Origin of the sequence: Actinokineospora sp. (genome assembly GCF_052390155.1) — a bacterium.
Classification (GTDB): Bacteria; Actinomycetota; Actinomycetes; order Mycobacteriales; family Pseudonocardiaceae; genus Actinokineospora.
The window spans coordinates 1-19,097 of record NZ_JBQTHF010000043.1 but is presented as its reverse complement, the minus strand read 5'-3'; the positions used below and the strand labels follow the sequence as shown (position 1 = coordinate 19,097).

Annotated in this window: 16 protein-coding genes; 9 read left to right on the top strand and 7 right to left on the bottom strand. The window is 70.0% G+C overall.

From position 1 onward, the window contains the following. The first annotated feature begins 77 nt into the window (after positions 1–77). Together ACT4N7_RS16050 and ACT4N7_RS16045 are read left to right on the top strand one after the other, a co-directional pair. Positions 78–1,274, top strand: coding sequence for an SMP-30/gluconolactonase/LRE family protein (locus ACT4N7_RS16050; protein ID WP_444829532.1), 1,197 nt, complete (start codon positions 78–80; stop codon positions 1,272–1,274). Between the two features lie 10 nt (positions 1,275–1,284). Continuing rightward, entirely contained in the window at positions 1,285–2,187 is a 903-nt protein-coding gene (locus ACT4N7_RS16045) for an enoyl-CoA hydratase/isomerase family protein (protein WP_444829531.1), read from the top strand. On the opposite strand, the gene ACT4N7_RS16040 is transcribed toward ACT4N7_RS16045, so the two are convergent. From ACT4N7_RS16040 to ACT4N7_RS16015, 6 genes are all read right to left on the bottom strand, one after another. Then, positions 2,188–2,673: a LeuD/DmdB family oxidoreductase small subunit gene (locus ACT4N7_RS16040; protein ID WP_444829530.1), complete on the bottom strand. Its 486-nt coding sequence runs from the start codon at positions 2,671–2,673 to the stop codon at positions 2,188–2,190. Beyond that, positions 2,670–3,971: a 3-isopropylmalate dehydratase large subunit gene (locus ACT4N7_RS16035; RefSeq protein WP_444829529.1), complete on the bottom strand. Its 1,302-nt coding sequence runs from the start codon at positions 3,969–3,971 to the stop codon at positions 2,670–2,672. The genes ACT4N7_RS16040 and ACT4N7_RS16035 overlap by 4 nt, the downstream gene beginning before the upstream one ends. Further along, entirely contained in the window at positions 3,968–5,185 is a 1,218-nt protein-coding gene (locus tag ACT4N7_RS16030; RefSeq protein WP_444829528.1) for a LeuA family protein, read from the bottom strand. Before ACT4N7_RS16030 ends, ACT4N7_RS16035 begins: the two co-directional genes overlap by 4 nt. Positions 5,186–5,426: 241 nt before the next feature. After that, positions 5,427–6,209, bottom strand: coding sequence for an ABC transporter permease (locus tag ACT4N7_RS16025; protein WP_444829527.1), 783 nt, complete (start codon positions 6,207–6,209; stop codon positions 5,427–5,429). Beyond that, positions 6,206–6,976, bottom strand: coding sequence for an ABC transporter permease (locus ACT4N7_RS16020; RefSeq protein ID WP_444829526.1), 771 nt, complete (start codon positions 6,974–6,976; stop codon positions 6,206–6,208). The genes ACT4N7_RS16025 and ACT4N7_RS16020 overlap by 4 nt, the downstream gene beginning before the upstream one ends. Position 6,977: 1 nt before the next feature. Further along, a complete protein-coding gene (locus ACT4N7_RS16015) occupies positions 6,978–8,003 on the bottom strand; it encodes an ABC transporter substrate-binding protein (protein ID WP_444829525.1) in 1,026 nt (341 codons plus the stop codon). 474 nt (positions 8,004–8,477) lie between these two features. Here ACT4N7_RS16015 and ACT4N7_RS16010 point away from each other — a divergent pair, with 474 nt between their 5' ends. From ACT4N7_RS16010 to ACT4N7_RS15990, 5 genes are read left to right on the top strand one after another with little or no spacing between them, the layout of a single operon-like run. After that, positions 8,478–11,276, top strand: a complete 2,799-nt coding sequence (locus ACT4N7_RS16010; RefSeq protein ID WP_444829524.1) for a nitrate- and nitrite sensing domain-containing protein — start codon at positions 8,478–8,480, stop codon at positions 11,274–11,276. After that, positions 11,273–11,752, top strand: a complete 480-nt coding sequence (locus tag ACT4N7_RS16005; RefSeq protein ID WP_444829523.1) for a roadblock/LC7 domain-containing protein — start codon at positions 11,273–11,275, stop codon at positions 11,750–11,752. Before ACT4N7_RS16010 ends, ACT4N7_RS16005 begins: the two co-directional genes overlap by 4 nt. Positions 11,753–11,795: 43 nt before the next feature. Then, a complete protein-coding gene (locus tag ACT4N7_RS16000) occupies positions 11,796–12,800 on the top strand; it encodes a TauD/TfdA family dioxygenase (RefSeq protein ID WP_444829522.1) in 1,005 nt (334 codons plus the stop codon). Position 12,801: 1 nt separating this feature from the next. Continuing rightward, on the top strand, positions 12,802–14,670 hold the full coding sequence (locus ACT4N7_RS15995) for an FAD/NAD(P)-binding protein (RefSeq protein WP_444829521.1): 1,869 nt from the start codon (positions 12,802–12,804) through the stop codon (positions 14,668–14,670). Next, positions 14,670–15,872, top strand: coding sequence for a pyridoxal phosphate-dependent aminotransferase (locus tag ACT4N7_RS15990; protein ID WP_444829520.1), 1,203 nt, complete (start codon positions 14,670–14,672; stop codon positions 15,870–15,872). The genes ACT4N7_RS15995 and ACT4N7_RS15990 overlap by 1 nt, the downstream gene beginning before the upstream one ends. Before the next feature lie 2 nt (positions 15,873–15,874). Here ACT4N7_RS15990 and ACT4N7_RS15985 read toward each other — a convergent pair whose 3' ends face one another. Beyond that, positions 15,875–16,882, bottom strand: a complete 1,008-nt coding sequence (locus ACT4N7_RS15985) for a cysteine hydrolase family protein (protein ID WP_444829541.1) — start codon at positions 16,880–16,882, stop codon at positions 15,875–15,877. On the opposite strand from ACT4N7_RS15985, the gene ACT4N7_RS15980 reads away from it, so the two are divergent. After that, positions 16,803–18,134 (top strand): FAD-binding protein, encoded by a 1,332-nt coding sequence (locus ACT4N7_RS15980; protein ID WP_444829519.1) that lies wholly within the window; start codon positions 16,803–16,805, stop codon positions 18,132–18,134. The two genes, ACT4N7_RS15985 and ACT4N7_RS15980, sit on opposite strands and share 80 nt — an antisense overlap. A 215-nt stretch (positions 18,135–18,349) precedes the next feature. Then, positions 18,350–18,982 (top strand): hypothetical protein, encoded by a 633-nt coding sequence (locus ACT4N7_RS15975; protein WP_444829518.1) that lies wholly within the window; start codon positions 18,350–18,352, stop codon positions 18,980–18,982. Positions 18,983–19,097 lie beyond the last annotated feature (115 nt).

Below are 19,097 nucleotides of genomic sequence, written 5' to 3'. Positions count from 1 at the left end.
ACCCAGTAGGAGTCGACGTGCCCACGACCAGGTCCCGAGCGCACTCAGCGCCCGTCCACACGCACTACAAACCGCAGGTGGGAGAGCCCGCGCCTGCCCACCGCTACCCCCTGCTGCTCGGCGTCGGCCTCGTCGGCATCCTCGCCACCCTGGCCGGGCTGTTCGTGGGGACGTGGCTGGTCCTGGCCGGGGCGATCGTCGCCGTCGCCGGGTTCGCCGCGTTCCTGCTCGCGCCGTCCCCGATCGACCCGCGCGGCTGGCAGCCCCCGCCCGCCCCCGCGATGGTGGGCGTGCTCGCGCCGAACCGGACGCTCGCCGACGCCGAGATCCTGGCCGCCGGGCAGGTCAGCGGCCCGGAAGACCTCGTGCTCACCCCGGACGGCCGCACCCTGTTCGCGAGCAGCTTCGGCGACGGTCGGATCGTCAGGATCGACGTGACCGGCAAGACCCCGCGCGTGGTCGACCACGCCAAGACCGGCGGCAGCCCCGTCGACATGGCGCTGCGGTCCGACGGCAGCCTGGTCGTCTGCGACTGGTCCAAGGGCCTGCTGCTGGTGAGCCCGGCGGGCCAGGTGAGCACGCTGCTGCCGCTCGGCACGCCCATCGACGGCCGCCCGTTCGTCCGCCCGGACGGCGTGAGCGAGGCCGCCGACGGCACGCTCTACCTCAGCGAGGGCAGCGACCGGCCGGGGGTCTGGAACGGCGTCTTCGAGGCGCTGGAGGCCAACAACTACGGCCGCGTGGTCGCGTTCGACCCGGCCACCGGCGTGGCGTGGACCGTGGTGGACGGTCTGTCCTTCGCCAACGGCAACGCGATCGAGCCGGGCGGTCGGTTCCTCGTCGTCGCCGACCAGTACCGGTACCGGATCGCGCGGCTGTGGCTCACCGGCCCGGACGCCGGGCGGATCGACACCTTCGCCGAGAACCTCCCCGGCCTCCCGCACAACATGCGCTACGACGCGGACGGCGTGCTGTGGGTCGGGCTCTACCAGGGCCGCGACGCCACCCTCGACCGGATCAGCCCGCGGCCCGGACTCAAGCGGATCATCGCGAAGCTGCCCGCCACCGCCGTCGCGGGCCCCGAGCGGATCGCCGAGGGCAAGCCCGGCCGCGGCGCGGTCATCGCGCTCGACCAGGCCGGTCGCCCGGTCCGCTACTTCGCGGGCCCACCGTCGCGTGTGGACACTGTCAGTGCCGTTGTCCGGCACGGGAACTCGCTCTACGTCAGCACCTTGACCGGCGACGCGATCCTGCGTCTGCGCCTGCCCGCGTGAAGGAGACGCCTTGACCGACATCGAGACCGCCGCCGCGCCCGCTCCCTCGGCGCACCGCGTCACCCCGCCCTACGAGCACCTGGTGTTCACCGAGGACGGGCCGATCGCGCGGATCACGCTCAACCGGCCGCTGGCGCGCAACGCGCTGTCCATCCGGTTGTCCGACGAACTCATCCACGCGCTGGAACGGGTGCGCGACAGCACAAGCGCCAAGGTGCTCGTCATCCAGGGCGCGGGCGGCACGTTCTGCGCGGGCGACGACATCACCGAGATGCACCGCTGGGGCAACGCCAACGAGGTCATGCGCCGCGTGACCGGCTACCAGCACATGGCCGACACGTTGGAGCAGCTCGACAAGGTCACCGTGGCGCGGGTCGACGGCTACGCGGTCGGTGGCGGCCTGGAGATCACCATGGCGTGCGACTTCGTGGTCGCGGCGGCGAGCGCGAAGTGGGGCATGCCCGAGGTCGACGTCGGCATCACCCCAGGGTGGGGCGGCACCACCAGGATGGCGCGGCTGATCGGGCGCCGGATGACCAAGGAGGTCAACCTGCTGGGGGCGCTGCATCCCGCGGCCAGGGCCGCGCAACTCGGCCTGTGGAACCGGGTCGTCGCGGACGAACTGCTCGACACCGCCGTCGACGAGCTGGTCGGCGTGCTGCTGAGCAAGAACCAGCAGGCGGTGCGGCAGCTCAAGTTCATCATCGACAGCGGCATCGAGGCCGATCTCAAGACGGCGCAGGCGTTCGAGAAACTGTCGGCAGGTCTGACGGGCGCCGTCAACGGCGCCTGGCAGGTCGCCGACGCCGACCAGTACGCGGGCATCGTCGGCTTCCGGGACAAGAATTCCCTGTGGCAGCACCGCCGCGGCCTCGCCCGCGACCTGTGGACCGACGGCCCGGTCGCCGAGTGATCACCCGGGCAGCAGGTTGAGCAATCCGCCCGCCGCCCAGATTTCCTGGATGAACTCACCGGGGATGGTCAGTCCGATGTGGACGCCATCCTCGGTGACCAGGGTCCCCTTGACCGGATTCACCGTGATCCGCACGCCCTGGCGCAGCGCCGCGAGGTCGGCCGGATCGGCGAAGGTGAGGCAGGGCAACCCGTTGTTCGTCGCGTTGCGGAAGAAGATCCGGCCGAAGTCGACCGCGACGATCGCGCCGACCGCGTTGAGCTTGATCGCCCGGATCGACGTTTCCCGGCTCGACCCGCAGCCGAAGTTCTTTCCCGCCACGAAGATGTCGCCCGGTGCGACCTCGGCCTGGATCCGCGGATCGTAGCCGTGGAACAGGCCGCGTTTGACCTTCTCGGGGTCGAGGCTGAAGAACGCGGGCGGGTGGATCACATCGGTGTTCATGTCGTCGCCGAAAAGCCAGACGCGGCCGGTGATCTCGTTCATCCGGCGGCTCCGTGCTCGTAGAGGTCCGGGCCGATCCGCCCGTGCAGCGCGGCGAGCGCGACGGTACGCGCGCTCGCCAGGTAGGTCCGGCTCTCCCAATGTCCCATCCGGCCGCGGAAGTTGCGGTTGGAACTGGAGACGCACACGTCGTTCCCGCCGAGCACGCCCTTGTCGATCCCGCCGCACGCGCCGCAGCTCGAATGGTTGAACTGCGCGCCCGCCTCGGTGAGCGTCTCGACGTAGCCCGCGCGCAATGCCTGCTTGAACACCTCGACCGACGACGGGATCACCACGAACCGTACTTCCGGGTGGATCTGCCTTCCCGCCACTTCCGTTGCGGCGTCCCGGATGTCGGAGAGCCTGCCACCCGCGCACGAGCCGATGAACGCCGAGGTGATCCGCTCCGGCTCCACCTCGCCGATCGGCACGACGTTGCCCGGCGACCACGGTTTGGCCACCCGCGCGCCGAGGCCGGTCAGGTCGATGTCGATGACGCGCTCGTACACCGCGTCGTGGTCGGGGGTGACGAGGGTGCCCAGCATCGTGCCGTCGCGGCCGAGGCAGTAGTCGACGGTGACCTCGTCCGGCACGAAGACGCCGAACTTCGCGCCGATCTCGACCGCCATGTTCGAGATGGCGAACCGGTCGTCCTGCGCGAGCCGGGTCGTGGACTCGTCGTGGAACTCCAGGCAGCGGTACTGCGCGCCGCTCTCGCCGAGGATCGCCAGCAGTTCCAGCACGACGTCGCGGCCGCTGGACCGCGCGGGCAGCGCGCCGTGGAACCGGACGGCGATCGTCTCCGGCAGCCGCAGCCAGGTCGTGCCGGTGGCCAGGGTGAACAGGATGTCGGTCGCGCCCATGCCGGTGGCGCAGGTGCCCATGCCGCCCGCCATGATCGTGTGGCTGTCGGCGCCGACGACCAGTCCGCCCGGCTGGCACAGCCGGTGCTCCACCAGGAGCTGGTGGCAGATGCCGCGGTCGAGCATCAGGTTCGGGACACCCTGCTCGCGGGCGAAGGTGAGGAACTTGTGCGAGATGTCCGCGCGCTCCGCGGTGGCGGGCGGGGAGAAGTGGTCGTTGGTCAGCAGCACCCGGTCACGGTCCCAGATGGACAGACCGCGCCGCTCGAAGTCGTCGATCAGCAGCGCGGTGGTCGCGTCGTGGCCGAGCACGGCGTCGACCCACACCTTGCGGAACACGCCCGCGGTGTCGTCGTCGACGCTGTGCGCGTCGATCACCTTGGTGCTGATCGTGCGCCCGCCCATGCCGCGGCCGCCCGGTGACGCTGGTTCGCTCACGCCTGCCCCTTCGCCGGAAGCCGCTGGTACTCGGCGAACACGACCTCCGCGGCGACCCCGGACAGCGCGGCCGAGGTGAACGCTTCCTTGGCGCGGAACGCGCTCTCGTGCCCGGACTTGTCCAGAGTGTCCACAATGGACTTCACGCGGTCGAGCAGCAGGTGCACGGTGTCGTCGTCCAGGTCGCGGCCCGCGCTGACGCCGTCGACCTTGTGCGCCAGCAGGTGTCTGATCAGCGAGGTGCCGCTGTGCTTGCCAAGCACGTAGGCCCGCTCGGTGCCGACCCAGGACGGCGGCAGCACCTCGTAGCTGCGGACGTTCTTGAGCATGCTGTCGACGTGGATGCCCGACTCGTGCCGGTACACGTTGAACCCGGTCACGGGTTTGGTGGCACTCATGTGGATTCCGCTGATCCGTTCGACATAGCGGGACAGCTCCGGCAGCGCCGTCGGGTCGACGCCGTGCTCGACGCCGTGCAGATGCGTCAGTGATGCAAGGCACTCGGCCAGGTCCGCGTTGCCCGCGCGCTCGCCGATTCCGTTGACGGTGCAAGTCATCGCGCGGGCGCCCGCCTCGATCGCGGCCAGCGTGTTGGCCGTGGCCAGGCCGTAGTCGTTGTGCGCGTGGGTGCAGATGTCGATGCCCGGGTCGAGTCGTTCGGCCAGCGTCCGCACCAGGGCGCGCATGCTGGTCGGGTGCGCGCAGCCGACCGAGTCCGCGAGGATGAGCCGCGACACCATGCCCGGCAGGCACACCTCGTCGACCAGGCGCACCATGTGCTCCGGGTCGGCCCGGGTGGCGTCCTCGAAGACGATGTTGACGCCCATGCCCTCGCCCAGCGCCTCGTCCACGCCGGACCGCATGATCCCGGCGGCCCGGTCGCGGGTGATGCCGAGGGTCTCGCGGAGCCGGAGATCGCTGGTGGGCATGAAGAGGAAGACCTCGTCGGCCTGGGCTTTGGCCGCGGCCGCGATGTCGTGCCGCAGCGGCCGCGCGGTGGCGCCGATGCTGGCGCGCAGTCCGCTGTGCCGCATGGCCTGCATCGCCTCGATGTCCGCGCCGGAGGAGGCGGGGAATCCGGCGTCGAGGACCAGGATGCCCGCGTCGGAGAGTAATCGCGCGAGGGTGACCTTCTCCTCGACGGTGAACCACACTCCCGGCGTCTGCTCCCCGTCGCGCAGGGTGCAATCGATGACGTCGACCGTGCCGGGCATGGGCGATCTGGCTGCGGGTTGCGCCGGAGTACCACTGTCCACTTGAAATAGACCTCTCGTTCCGAGGTGGCCGATCGGGTAGTCCGTTCGGGGATCCCCGTTATCCACAACGGCCTCGCCGATCCAACCGCGCCTCGGGGTCAAGGTCAATAGCGCCAATCGGGCGAAATGCCGGTATAGCAGGCAAATTGCAGATCGAACTCGGCCCTTAGTTGATCACAAAAAAGTGGATCTCCGGTGATCACGCGGCCTTGGCCGGCCCCTGGCGGCAGTGCGGCATTCGGCGCTCGACCAACAGCAGAGCGGTGTTCAGCACATAGCCAAGGACGCCCAACATGAGAATTACCGCCCACATGGCGGGAAAGTCGAACTTGTTCTGCGCGTCGCGCAACTGCGCGCCCAGTCCGCCATTGGGCGCGAACAGTTCGGCGACCACGAGCAAGATCAGTGATTGGGACAGGCTGACCCGGAGCCCGGCGAGGATCTTGGCCGCCGCGGCGGGCAGGATGACGCCGATCACCTGACGCGGCCAGGGAGTCCTGAAGACCCGCGCGGTCTCCAGGGTCACCCGGTCGACCGAGCGCACACCGTCGACGGTGTTCAGCAGCACCGCCCAGACCGCGCCGAAGACGATCACGGTGAGTACCATCTCCGTGCCCAGCCTGGTCACCAGGACGAACACCGGGACCAGCGCGGGCAGCGGCAGCGACCGGAAGAACGCGAACACCGGCCCGAGCGCGATGGTGGCCCGCTTGGACAATCCCAACCCGACACCCGCGCAGACGCCGATCACCACCGCGATGGCCCAGCCGCCGACCGCTCGGCCGAGACTGGTCAGCAGTCCGTCGATCCCTTCCGGGGTAAAGAATGCGTTCGACGCCGGACCGGAGAACCACAACCGCCCGGCGGCCGACACGATCTCCACGGGCGTCGGGAAGTACGGGTGGTACGCCGCGGCGCTCAGCCACTGCCAAACCCCCACCAGAACGGCGAAAGCGCCCCAGCGCACCACGAACGGGGTCACGCGGGGCGCTCCACACCTGAGTGCTGCCAACCGAACCACCGGCGGTGCGCCGCTTCGAGCGCGGCGTTGACGGCGAACCCCAGCAGGCCCGCCACGACCACGCCCGCGAGCACCCGGTCCATCCGCGTCGCCCCGCTCGCGGCGGCCAGGATGAACTCGCCGATGCCGCCGCTGGTACCGGTGAGCATCTCGGTGCCGATCACCACGGACAGCCCGATCGCGGCGGACAATCGGACGCCGGTCAGCACGAACGGCGCCACACTGGGTACCGCGACCCGCATGATCACCCGAGTGCGGCTGCACCCGAACGATCTGGCGGTGTCCACCTGCAACGGCTCCACCTCGTCGAAGGCGTACATGGTGTTGAGCAGAATCGGCCACACCGCGGCGAAAGCGGCCAGTCCGATCTTGGTCTCCGGGCCGCCGCCGATGCTCACCACGGCGAGTGGGACGAGCGCCACGGTCGGGATCGGCCGCAGAAACTCGATCACCGCGCGGCTCGCCGTCCGCGCGACCGGCGTGCTCGCCAGCACCAGGCCGAGCGGCACCGCCACCGCGACGGCGATCGCCAGGCCGATCGCCGCGGACAGCGTGGTGGCTACCACGGCCCGGAGGAATTCGTTGTCCCCCAACATGTCCACCAGTTGCGGGAAGACCGTGGAGGCAGGCGGGAAGTAGTCGGCGAGGAACACGCCGGAGCGGCCGACGACTTCCCACAGGGCGAGCACGCCTGCCGCCCCGGAGAGCCGCAGTACCGCCGGGCGCATCTCAGCCGATGATCATCGGCTTGATATCGAACGGTTCGGCGATCAGGCCGAACTCGTGCAGCAGATCCGGCACCCGCTGGAGCCGGGTCGGATCCGTGGTGATCGGATACGACGGCAGGTGCAGCACGGGGCCGATCTCCGGCTTCACGTTGGCGTTGCGGACAAGCGCCTGCCGGATCGCGTCGTCGCCCTTGCGGGTGCTCGCCTCACGGTGCGCCCGCTCGATCGCCCGCTTGAACGCCGCGACCGTCTTCGGGCTCTCCTGGGTGGTCTTCTCCAACGCCGCGTATCCGGTGAGCGCGATGCCGTCGAGCCTGCCCACCATCGGCTGGAACACCGTCCAGACCCCGAGTTGCGCCTGCGCGATGGAGACGAACGGCTCGACGAGGAACGCCGCGTCGATCTCGCCGCTGCCCAGTTTCGGGAGCATGTCGGGGAACTTCATCTGCTGGAACTTGATCGCCGAGGTGTCCGCCTTGGCCGCCTTCATGCCCGCCAGCACGGCGAGGTCGGCCATGCTGCCGGTCGAGGTCACCGCGATCTTCTTGCCCTGCAGGTCGCCGGGACTGCGCAGCGGGGAATTCTTGGCCACCACCACGGCGGTCGCGTCCGGCCGGGCGGCGGACGCGTCCGCGACGATCTTCAGGTTCACCTGCCCGCGGCCCTTTTGCTGCGCCTGCACCAGAAGCGGGTAGCTGGCGAAGGCGAAGTCGACGTCGCCGCCGAGCAGGCTGGTGATCACGTCACCGCCGCCGCCCTTGGTGACGAACTCGACTTCGAGGCCCTCGGCGGCGAAGTAGCCCTCGCTCTGCGCCACCCACAGCGGCGCGACATCGGTCGACGGGATGATCGCGATCTTGACCCGTGCCTTCTCGACCTTGCCGTCGGCCGAGGGTTCGCTGGACGCCGAGCCGCCGAGCAGACCACAGCCCGCGGTCAGGGTGACCACGGCCGCGACGGCGGCGGTAGTCCTGAACAGCCTGCGCAGTCGAGGCATGCCTGAGCGGGCACCGCCGCGTCGGATCACCGTCTTGCTCCTTGTCCTGCTGACTTGATCTTCATTGGCCGAGGCGCGCCAAAAAGTGCTCCACGCGGCGAGTCGTGACTCTAGTGGCCTGTCAAGCGGTGTCGATCACGCAGCGAGATCGTTGCTGTTCCGATTAACCGCCCGCGGCCAAGTTCGCGGTCTCCGGCCGCACCGGTTCATGATCGGTACACCGATCCTGACCTTGTGGAATAGGGGTTCTCGTTGCTGTGACAACGGTCTGGCGATAGGGGTTCAGGGGTTCACGATCAGTGGTCGAATTCGTTCGGCGGGCCGTGCGGTCCCCGGGCTCCGGCGTGGAACCCCTTGACGGCACAGGTGACCGACCGTGAAAGTTCGCGTTTCCAACCGGAGTAATCCGTTGCTCCTCGCTGACAGCCGACCTTGTCTCCACTAGCTTGTCCGACGAATCTCGTCCGCAGTTCTCCCCACCAGACGCCCGGAAGGACGCGCCAAGTGCCCGGACATGAGCGCAAGTTCTCCCGCGAGGTACCCGGCGAGCGGGAGGAGGGAGAGCGCGCCGACGACGACAGTGGGTTGGTCGACTGGACGGATGACGACGAGCCCTACCGCTCCCGATCGGCGCGTTCGGACACCGACCGGCCCCGGCGGACGGCGCGGTCGGACAGTCCGTGGCGGCCGAGCAACTGGCGGCTGCGCACCAAGATGACCGTGGTGCTGCTTGTCCCCGCGATCGCCGCGGTCGTCTTCGGCGGCCTGCGGGTGAAGTCCGAGATCGACAACGCGGACAACTTCCGCCGCATCGTCGACCAGGTCGACGTCGCGTTGCAGATCACCGAGGTCGTGCACCAGTTGCAGAGCGAGCGGGCGCTGGTCGTGGCCAGGGTCGCCGCCGGCGACGGCGCCCTGGACACCCGGCCGCAGGTCACCGCCCAGTACCGCGAGACCGACGACGCGATCTTCACCCTGCGCAACTCCTTGTCCGGGCTGGACATTCCCGATGCCGAGGGCCGCGACCGCTACGACCTGAGCTTCAACCAGCTCAAGCAGTTGACCGCGCTGCGCAACCTCGCGCAGGGCGCGATCTACCCGGACCTCGCGGTCCTCACCAACTACAACTCCGTCATCGACCCGCTCGTCCAGCTCGGCCGCGAGGTGGCCACGGTCGGCGACAGCTCGCCGTCGCGGGTGAGCTCCGCGGTGCAGACCCTCGGTCAGGCCAAGGAACGCGGCGCCCAGCTCGACGCCCTGCTGCTGATCGCCGCCGTGCGCAACAACTTCGGCGCGGACAGCGTGCAGAACCGGGCACGCTCGATCGACGCGGGCTTCGACGCGGCGATCGCGGACTTCGCCTCCGTGGCCACACCGGACGAGCGACAGTCCTATAGCGACGGTTACAGCGGGCCGGAAGTCGACCGGCGCCGGGGCATCGTGCAGACCGCCCTGATCAGCCCGGACCCGCTGGCCGCACTCGACATCGATGTTGCCGTGCTGAACGACACCAGCGTCGCCGCGAACGACAAACTCCGCGCGGTGGAACGGAAGCTGATCGCCGGGCTGCGCGCGCAGGCGTCGGCGTCCGCCGATGCCGCGACCGCGGCCGCCCTGCGGGACGCCGCGATCGTCGTTGCCATGCTGGTGATCGCGCTGGGGATGATGCTCGTCGTCGCGTGGTCGCTGCTCGCCCCGCTGCGCAGGCTGCGCCAGGAAGCGTTGGAGGTGGCCAAGACCCGCCTGCCGGAGACGCTCAAGCGCATCCTCGCCGACCCGAATCCGGTGGAGGCGGCGAAGAAGGCGGTCGCGCCGGTGCCGGTGTTCAGCAACGAGGAGATCGGCCAGGTGGCCCGGTCGTTCGACGCGGTGCACGAGCAGGCGGTACGCATGGCCACCGAGCAGGCCGTGCTGCGGGACAACGTCAACACCATGTTCGTCAACCTGTCCCGGCGCAGCCAGGCGCTGATCGAGCGGCAGCTCGCCGAACTCGACCAGCTCGAACAGAACGAGCAGGACCCCGACCAGCTCAGCCGGTTCTTCGTGCTCGACCACCTCGCCGCTCGGATGCGGCGCAACAGCGAGAGTCTGCTGATCCTGTCCGGCAGCGGCCTGGCCAAGCGCATGGCGCGCCCGGTGTCGGTCAGCGAGGTCGTCGAGTCCGCGCTGTCGGAGATCGAGCACTACACCCGGGTGCAGTTGCGGCCGATGCCCGACCTGCTGGTCCAGGGCAGGGTGGTCAAGGACCTCGTGCACCTGATCGCGGAGCTGCTGGACAACGCGGCCACGTTCTCCGCGCCCGGCACCGCGGTGATGGTGGCCTCGGCGCGCGTCCGGTCGGGGGAGCTGGCCATCCAGATCTCCGACGAGGGCCTGGGCATGACCGACGAGGAACTGGCCGAGGCCAACGAGAAACTGGCGAACCCGCCCGACTTCGACGTCTCGCTGTCGCGGCGGATGGGGCTCTACGTGGTTGCCAGACTGGCCCAGCGGCACGCCATCCGGGTCCGGCTGCACGGCGACATCGACGCGGGCACCACTGCGGTCGTGACGCTCCCGGCCGAGTTGATGGCGGCCTCGAACGCCACCGACCCGCGGACGGACCCGTTGGTCCACACCGGACCGCAGACCATCCCGCCCGCCCGGGCAGCCGCGCCAAGGACCGCGTATCCCAAGGCGGACTCCCAGACTGTGCGCGTGGCGCCGGTCGAACGGAGCATGCCCGCGATGGCCGCCGTCACCGATCCGCCCGCGCACAGCGAACCGCGCCACTCCCAGCCGGTCCGTCGCACCGAACGGCCCGCTCCGCGCGACCGGAACCGCGACGGTCGGCGGTCCGACTCCACCGCGGTGTCGTCCACGTCCGCTGGCGCGCTGACCGGGCACCTGTCGATTCCCGAAAAGGGCAGCTCACAGTGGTTTCCCTCCGGGCCGCCAGACCCGACCACGTCGGCGGCACTCGGCGAACGGACGTCCACCGGATCGATGCGACCGCCGCGACCGTCGTGGAGCAGGCAGGCCGAACCGAGCCTGCCGGACGTTCAGTCCATACTGGACAGTCCGCCCGCGGCGCCGGTCGGGGCGAGCGGGCTGCCCAAGCGGGCGCCGCGAGAACGCCTCATCCCCGGCTCCGCCCCGGTCCAGCGCGACCCGCAGGACACCGGGTCGACCCCGTTGTTGCCGCAGCGTTCGCCGGAACTGATCCGGGCCCGGCTGTCGAGGTTCCAGCAGGGCCTGCACCGGGCGCGCAGCGGAGAGCCCGAGGCAGGCGCGGAACCGCGCGGCGAATGGGGCGACGGATGACCGGGTCCACAGCCGACGATCGAGCGGACTTACCCGAGGAGCAGAGAAGCGCGGCGGTCGCCGATCCGCGCCAGTCCGGTGAGCTGGGCTGGTTCCTCACCGATTTCGTGCGGCGGCTGCCCGATGTCGGCCACGTGGTCGTGGTCTCCTCGGACGGGCTGCTGCTCGCCGCCTCGGACACGCTGCCCCGTGACCGGGCCGAGGAGCTTTCCGCTGTCGCGTGCGGCATCGCGGGGCTGACCGACGCGGCGGCGCGGTGTCTCGACGCGGGAACCGTGCTCCAGAGCAGCGTCGACATGGATCACGGCTACCTGTTCCTGATGACCATGGGGGAGGGCGCGCTGCTCGCCCTGCTCGCCGCCCCGGATTGCGAGATGGGGTTGCTCGCCTACGAGATGACGACGCTGGTGGACCGCGTTGGTCCACGGCTCACCCCGGAACTGCGCGCCCGACTGGCGGCCTCGGCGCGCGACTGATCGAGGCACGCCGCCCTGGTACTCACCTTCGGAGAAGCTGTCCATGGAACCTCTGCACGTCTTCACCGACGCCGAGCGCGACGATCTGCGCGCGACGCTGCAGACCGTCAGCCGCAACCCCTACCACGACCGGACCGCGTTCGCCGCGGCCGTCGCGGCGGTCGTCGACCGGGGCGCCGTGCCCGCGGTGCTGCGCGAGGTGACCGCGCAGATCCGCGCGGACCGCGCCGCCGGGATCGCCGCGCACGCCCTGCGCAACTGTCCACTTGACACGGACATGCCGGTTCTCGACCAGGAGGACCCGCTCACCGACAAGTACGCCAAGAAGACGACGTTCGTGGCCGAGACCTTCCTGGAGTTGTTCGGGCAGCTCGTCGGCACGCCGCTGCTGGCCTACGCCACCCGGTTTAACGGCGACTTCTTCACCGACGTCATCGCGATCAACCGCTACCGAGGCAAGCAGACCGGTTTCAGCGACGGTGAACTGGCCTTCCACAACGACCGCACCGCCCACTCGGTGCGCGCCGACTTCATCACCCTGCTCGGCATGCGGTGCCCGGACGGCGATGTCACCTACACCAGTTTCGTCCGCGGCGCGGACCTGCTGGCGGTGCTGACCGAGCAGGAACGGGAAGTCCTGCGGCAGCGGTACTTCATCACGCCGTTCGACGTCCTCTCGCGCGACAACAACACGAGCCTGACGGTCTCCGAGCGGCACCCGATCTTCGAGCGCCTGCACAGCATCCGCTACGTCGACACGCACACGACGGTCGCGCCGGACGCGCCGTTCGCGGCGACGACCGCGTTGCTGGCATTGAAGAACGCGCTGGTGCGGACCGAGAAGACCCGGCACCGCATCCGCACCGGCGACCTGTTCACCTTCGCCAACCAGGACGGTCTGCACAGCCGCGACCACGTCGAGATCAACGACCCGGAACGAGCCCGCACCCGCTGGCTGCTCAAGACCTATGCCTTCCGCGACGCGCGGACCGCGGCCGGACACGCGGACCGCTGGCTCGACGGTGTCGCGGGCCGGGTCGGCGACTGACATGTCCACGTCGAAGGTCCAGGCGGTACACCGGATCGCGGTGGTCGGCAGCGGCCCCCGCGGCCTCATCGTCGTGGAGCGGCTGGCCGCCCGGCTCGCCGAGGACGGCAGTGGTCGCCCGGTGGAGATCCACCTGATCGACGCGGTCGAGGTCGGCGCGGGCCGGGTGTACCGGACCGACCAGCCCGACTGGTTCCTGATGAACACGGTGGCGGGCATGGTTTCCGCGTTCTCCGGCGTGCCGGACGACGGTCCGACCCGCGCCGGGGCCGGTCCGTCGCTCTACGAGTGGTGGCGCACCGTCGATCCCGAGAACGCCACCCCGGACGGCTACGCCGCACGCGCCGACTACGGCCGCTACACTCAGTTCCTGCTTTCCGCCGTCGAGGCGAACTTGCCCGCGACGGTCAGCCTGGTCCGCACACTGTCCCGAGTGGACGATCTCCGCCGGACCCCGGACGGCTACCGGTTGACGTTCTCGACCGGGACCGAACTGGTGGTCGACCAGGTGGTGCTCACCACCGGCCACTCCGCCCCGACGCTGACCGGCACCGAGAAGGCCCTGGCCGACTTCGCCGCCACGCGTCCCCACTTGCGCTACATCCGAGGGGATTCCGCGGCGGACATGCCGCTTCGCGACATCCCGGCGGGCACCCCGGTCGGCGTGATCGGCCTGGGACTGTCCTTCTACGACGTGCTGGCCGAGCTGACCCTGGGCCGCGGCGGTCGGTTCACCGAACGGGCGGACGGAAGCCTGGAGTACCTGCCCAGCGGGGCCGAGCCGGTGATCGTCGCCGGTTCGCGCAGCGGCATGCCGTTGCCCGCGCGTGGCCGCAACCAGAAGCCGCCGCGGTACTCGTACAAGGCCGTGCTGTTCACCCAGGACAACATCCGCGGGTCCCGGCCGGTCGGGCCGCTGGACTTTCGGGCCGATGTGCTGCCGTGGCTGCTGGCCGAGATGGACCTGGTGCGCTGCGCCACCATGCTGCGCCAACGGTCTGGAGAGGACAGTGCCGCCGCGTTCACCGGCGCGGTCGTGCGGGCGGCCGCGACAGGCGCGCCGCCCGATGTGGTGGCGATCGCCGGGCGGGTCGGGATCACCGGCGTCGCCCCGCTCGACCTCGACGCGCTGGCCCGGCCGTTCGAGGGCAGGCGGTTCGCCGATCGGGCGGAGTTCGACCGCGCACTCGTCGCGACGATGCGGGCGGACCTGCGCGAGGCCGACCTGGGTAACGTCGACTCGCCGTTCAAGGCGGCGATGGACGTCATCCGGGACTGCCGGGGGTTCATCATGAAACTCGCCGATTTCTCCGGTCTGGCACCGACTTCGCACCGCGACGACTTCATCGGCTGGTACGCCCCGCGCAGCGCGTTCCTCGCCGCCGGTCCGCCGCCGGTCCGCCTGCGTCAGGTGATCGCCCTGCTGGACTGCGGTCTGCTGCGTGTGATCGGGCCGCACGCGCGGTTCGCGGGCGACCCGGAGCTGGGCCGGTTCACCCTGTCCTCGCCTCGGGTGACGGGCGCGCGGACCCCGGTCGACGTGATCGTCGACGCCCGGATTCCCGACCCCGACCTGGACCGCGACCTCAGCCCGCTCACACAACGGCTGCGCGACAGCGGAATCTGGAGCAACTATGTCAACGGCGAGGGCCCGGAGGCGTTCCGCACGGGCGGTGTGGCCGTCACGACCAGCCCGTATCACCCGGTCGGTCGGGACGGGACGGTCGACACCGGGCTCTACGTCGTGGGTATCCCGACCGAGCACACCCGCTGGTTCATGCAGGTCGGCAGCAACCGCCCCGGCCTGTGGGGCGACTTCGTGTACGACGCCGACGCCATCGCCGCGCATGTGATCAAGGAGGGGAGCTAGTGTCGCAACCACTGGTGCCTCCCCGCGCGGCACGGCGGTTCGCGGGGCTCGACCGGTCGGCGACCGTCGCGATGCACGACCTGGTAGGCACTTTGCGGGCCGGGGGAGCGTCCATCCTCGATCTGGGCGGCGGAGAGCCGGACGCCGCGACCCCGCCGCACATCGCGGCCGCGGCGGCGGCGGCGCTGGACGAGGGGTTCACCCACTACACAGCCAGCCGCGGCCTGCCGGAGCTGCGGGCGGCGATCGCGGCGAAATTGGCCCGCGACAACGGGATCGTGGTCGATCCGGCTACCGAGATCATTGTCACACCGTCGGCCAAGCACGCGCTGTTCGTGTCGCTGATGACGGTGCTCGACCCCGGCGACGAGGTGCTCGTCCCCTCGCCGAGTTGGGTCAGCTACCGGTCGATGGCCCATCTCGTCGGCGCGCGGACGGTCGACGTGCCGCTGCGTGCCGACGACGGTTTCCGGCTGTCACGGCAGCTCTTGGACCGCCACGTCACCGCGCGGAGCAGGGCGATTCTGGTCAACACGCCCAACAATCCGACCGGCCGGGCACTGCGCCGCGACGAGGCCGAAGAGATCGCGGCCTTCGCGGCGGCGCACGATCTGATCGTGCTGACCGACGAGATCTACGAGAAGATCCTCTTCGCCTGCCGCGAGCACGTCAGCCTCGCGAGCCTGCCGGAGTGTGCCGGGCGAACGTTGACAGTGAACGGTTTCTCGAAGGGCTACGCCATGACCGGCTGGCGCCTCGGCTACGTCGCGGGCCCGGCCGAACTGATCGGCGAGGCGCTCAAGGTCCAGGAGCACACGGTGAGCTGCGCGGCGTCGTTCGCCCAACGGGGCGGTCTGGCGGCGCTGATCGGCAGCCAGGACTGCGTCCGGGAGATGGCCGACGACTACGCCGAACGCCGTAACCTGGTGCTGTCCGCACTGGACGCCATGCCCGGAATCCGGTGTGCGCCACCGGATGGCGCGTTCTACGTCTTTCCTGATATTCGGGCTACCGGACTGGGCGGTTCGGTGGAGTTCGCGCGGTGGCTGTTGCGCGCGGCCGGGGTGGCGGTCGTGCCGGGATCGGCGTTCGGGCCCGCGGGCGAGGGCCATGTGCGGATCTCGTTCGCGGCCGCGCGGCCCGTGCTCGTCGAGGCGCTGGACCGGATGACGGCCGCGCTGACCGGCGCGTCGATCGGCTGAGGTCAGTGCGCGGGTGCCAGGTGGACGCGAACTTGCCGCAGTGGCAACGCTTCCTCGACGGTCATGACGGCCGCGGTGCGTTCGATGAGCCGCAGCGCGGCGTTGTGCAGGGCCAGCCCGGTGGTCGCGGTGGCGTCCTCCAGCACGGTCACGCCGTAGTCGCGGTCGTGCGCGTCCCGTGCCGCCGACAGCACGACCAGGTCGGTCGCCACCCCCGCCAGCAGAACACTGTCCACATCGTGCTTGCGCAGCAACAGGTCCAGGTGGGTGCCGTGGAACGGGCTCACCCGGCGTTTGACGACAATGGACTCGCCAGGGGCGGGCGCGAGCGCGTCGTGCACTCGCGTTCCCCAGGTTCCCAGGGTGGGTTTGTCCGCGTCGCTCGGCGCGCGGAACAGCGGCGAATCATGAGGCCAGTCCGCGTAACCGGGCGAGAATCCCACCACGATATAGATCACCGGAATGTCGCGGTCACGGGCGCGATCGAGCGCGATGGCCGTCCGTGCCAGCACGTTTCGGCTGCTCACCTGTTCGTAGTAGCCATCGGTGGCTTTTTTTCCTTCGGGATGGACAAGATCGTTAATCATGTCCAAGATCAGCAGCGCCGGACGTGTCCGCAATGGTTTCTCCGCCGTGTCCCGGTTTCCGCGTGTTCCGAATGGCCGAATGATACGACGAGATTGTTGCCGGATGGACAACCTTTTGGCGTCGTCACCCTCTGGATCTGGCCCGCTCCGCCCTGTAGCTTGGTGCCGCTTGCTGATCCTTTTGAGCCCAGGGAGATCGACAATGGCGACCGACAGACGCTCGTTACTCCGTGCGGGCCTCACCGCCACCGCATTGAGCGTCACCGGAGGGCTGGCGGCTCGCGCCGCGAGCGCCGATACGCGGGCCACCGTGCCGACTGACGCTTCGACGGCGGGAGACGCGATGTCGCTTCCCTCGGTAGGCGGGCAGTTCCGCTGGGACGGCGAGGCGCGCGCGGCCGCGGCGGACGACTTCGGACACATCATCCACCGCAGGCCCATCGGCGTGCTGGAGCCGTGCTCGGCCGACGACATCGCCGCGACGACCCGCTGGGCGGGGCTCACCGGCAGGCGTGTCGCCGCCCGCGGGCAGGGCCACTCGCTCTACGGACGGTCCCAAGTGGACGATGGCATCGTGGTGGACATGTCCGGCTTCAACCGGATTCACCGCGTCGAGCCGACCCGCGCCGTCGTCGACGCGGGAGTGAAGTGGAGCGACCTGCTCACGGCCACGCTCGCGCGCGGACTCACCCCGCCGGTTCTCACCGACTACCTGGAACTGTCCGTGGGCGGCACGATCGCCGTCGGCGGCATCGGCGGAACCACGTACCGGTACGGCATGCAGAGCGACATCATCGAGGAGATGGAGGTGGTCACCGGCGAGGGCAAGGTGCTCACCTGCTCGCCGCACCGCAACGCCACGCTGTTCGACGCCGTGCGGGCCGGGCTCGGCCAGTGCGCGATCGTCACCCGCGCCACCGTGCGGCTCATTCCCGCGCCCACGCACGCCCGCCGCTACGCGCTGACCTACCCGAGCCTGCGCTCCCTGCTCGCCGACGAGCGCAAGCTGCTCGCCGACCGCAGGTTCGACTATCTCCAGGGCACCGTCCTGCCCATTCCGACCGGTGGTTGGAAGTACACCCTCGACGCCGCCGTGCTGTTCACCGGCACCGCGCCCGACGACGCGGCGATGCTCGCCGGTCTGTCCGACGACCGCGCCGCCGCCGCGCTCTCCACGCCCACCTACCTGCAGTACCTGCAACGGCTGGCGCCGTTGGAAGCTCTGCTCCGCTCCACCGGTGAGTGGACCAACCCGCATCCGTGGATCACCACCTATGTCGGCGATTCCGTGGTGGAGAGCCAGGCCGAACGGCTGTTGAGCGGCCTCACCGGGGCCGACGTCGGCAAGTACGGCCGCGTCGCGCTGTCGCCGCTGCGCAGGCGCGCCATCACGAGTCCGTTGCTGCGCACGCCTTCCGAGGATGTGATCTTCGCGCTCAACGTGCTGCGGTTCCCGCCGAATGACCCCGCCGTCGTCGAGCGGATGATCGCCGACAACCGCGCGATCTACGAGCGAGTCCGCGCCGCGGGCGGAACCCTCTACCCGGTCAGCGCCTTCCCGATGTCCAAAGAGGACTGGAAGCGGCACTACGGATCGAAGTTCGCGGCCTTCCGCGACGCGAAGCAGCGCTACGACCCGCGGGACACGCTCACTCCCGGCTACGAGGTCTTCTGACCGCGCGAGGGGGCCCTTGGTCTCAAGGGGCCCCCTCGTCGCGCGGTGTCTCGGCTACGGCTTGCCGCCGGGGGTTTCGGTCCCTCGTAACCCTTCTTGGACGAACGTAGATCCGGTGGTTGCCGGTTCTCTGGCGACGGTATCCGGCGGCGCCGGGGACCGGTCCCCACGACCGCGGCGTGGCCGTCCTGCCGGGTGTTTGCTACTTTCCGGCCATGAAACAGGTGACTTGTCAGGTCCTGTCGGGGGTCCTGTTGCTGGGCGTGCTCGCAGGCTGCGGCTCCGCCGTGAGCGGTACCCCGGACGCCGGGCCCAGTTCGGCGAGCTCGACCACCACCGTGTTGAAGATCCCCGCATCGCCGTCTTCGACCGCGACCTCGTCCTCGTCCGCGCCCGGGGCGGGCACCCCGGAGAACCCCACCGTCACGGTGCGGAAGAAGGTCGACGGTGTGGATCTCTGCGGCCTGCTGACCAAGGAGGACATCCAGACGATCACCGGGCAGCCGACCAGGCTGTCGCGGTTCGACGAGACACGGTGCAACTACACCTTCGGCGCGGGCGGCACCGGCGGCACGTCCGTCACTGTTCTGCAGTCCAACAAGATCGTGCTCGGCACGGCGAAGAACACCGCGTTCGACCTGGCGGGCAACACCGGGATCCGGCGGGAACCGCGCCCGGCCGAGTGTGCTGTCATGGTGTTCACCGCGCCGTGGAACCGGTCGAGCGAGCCGTACGGCCAAGGTCTGGTCCTGGAACTGACCGGCTTCGCCCCGGCGACCGTGGACCGGTGCGCACTGGGCCTTGAGATGCTGAAGGTGATGTTCGACCGACTGCCCGCGGGCGGCTGACCGAACCCGGTGGCAACACGTTTCCCGCAGCCGTGGGCAGGTGGGGGGGGGTGGTCGCCCCCCGGGGCCCGGCCGCGGGCAGCCCAGGGGGCGCGTGGCGGGGGAGGCCGCGGGC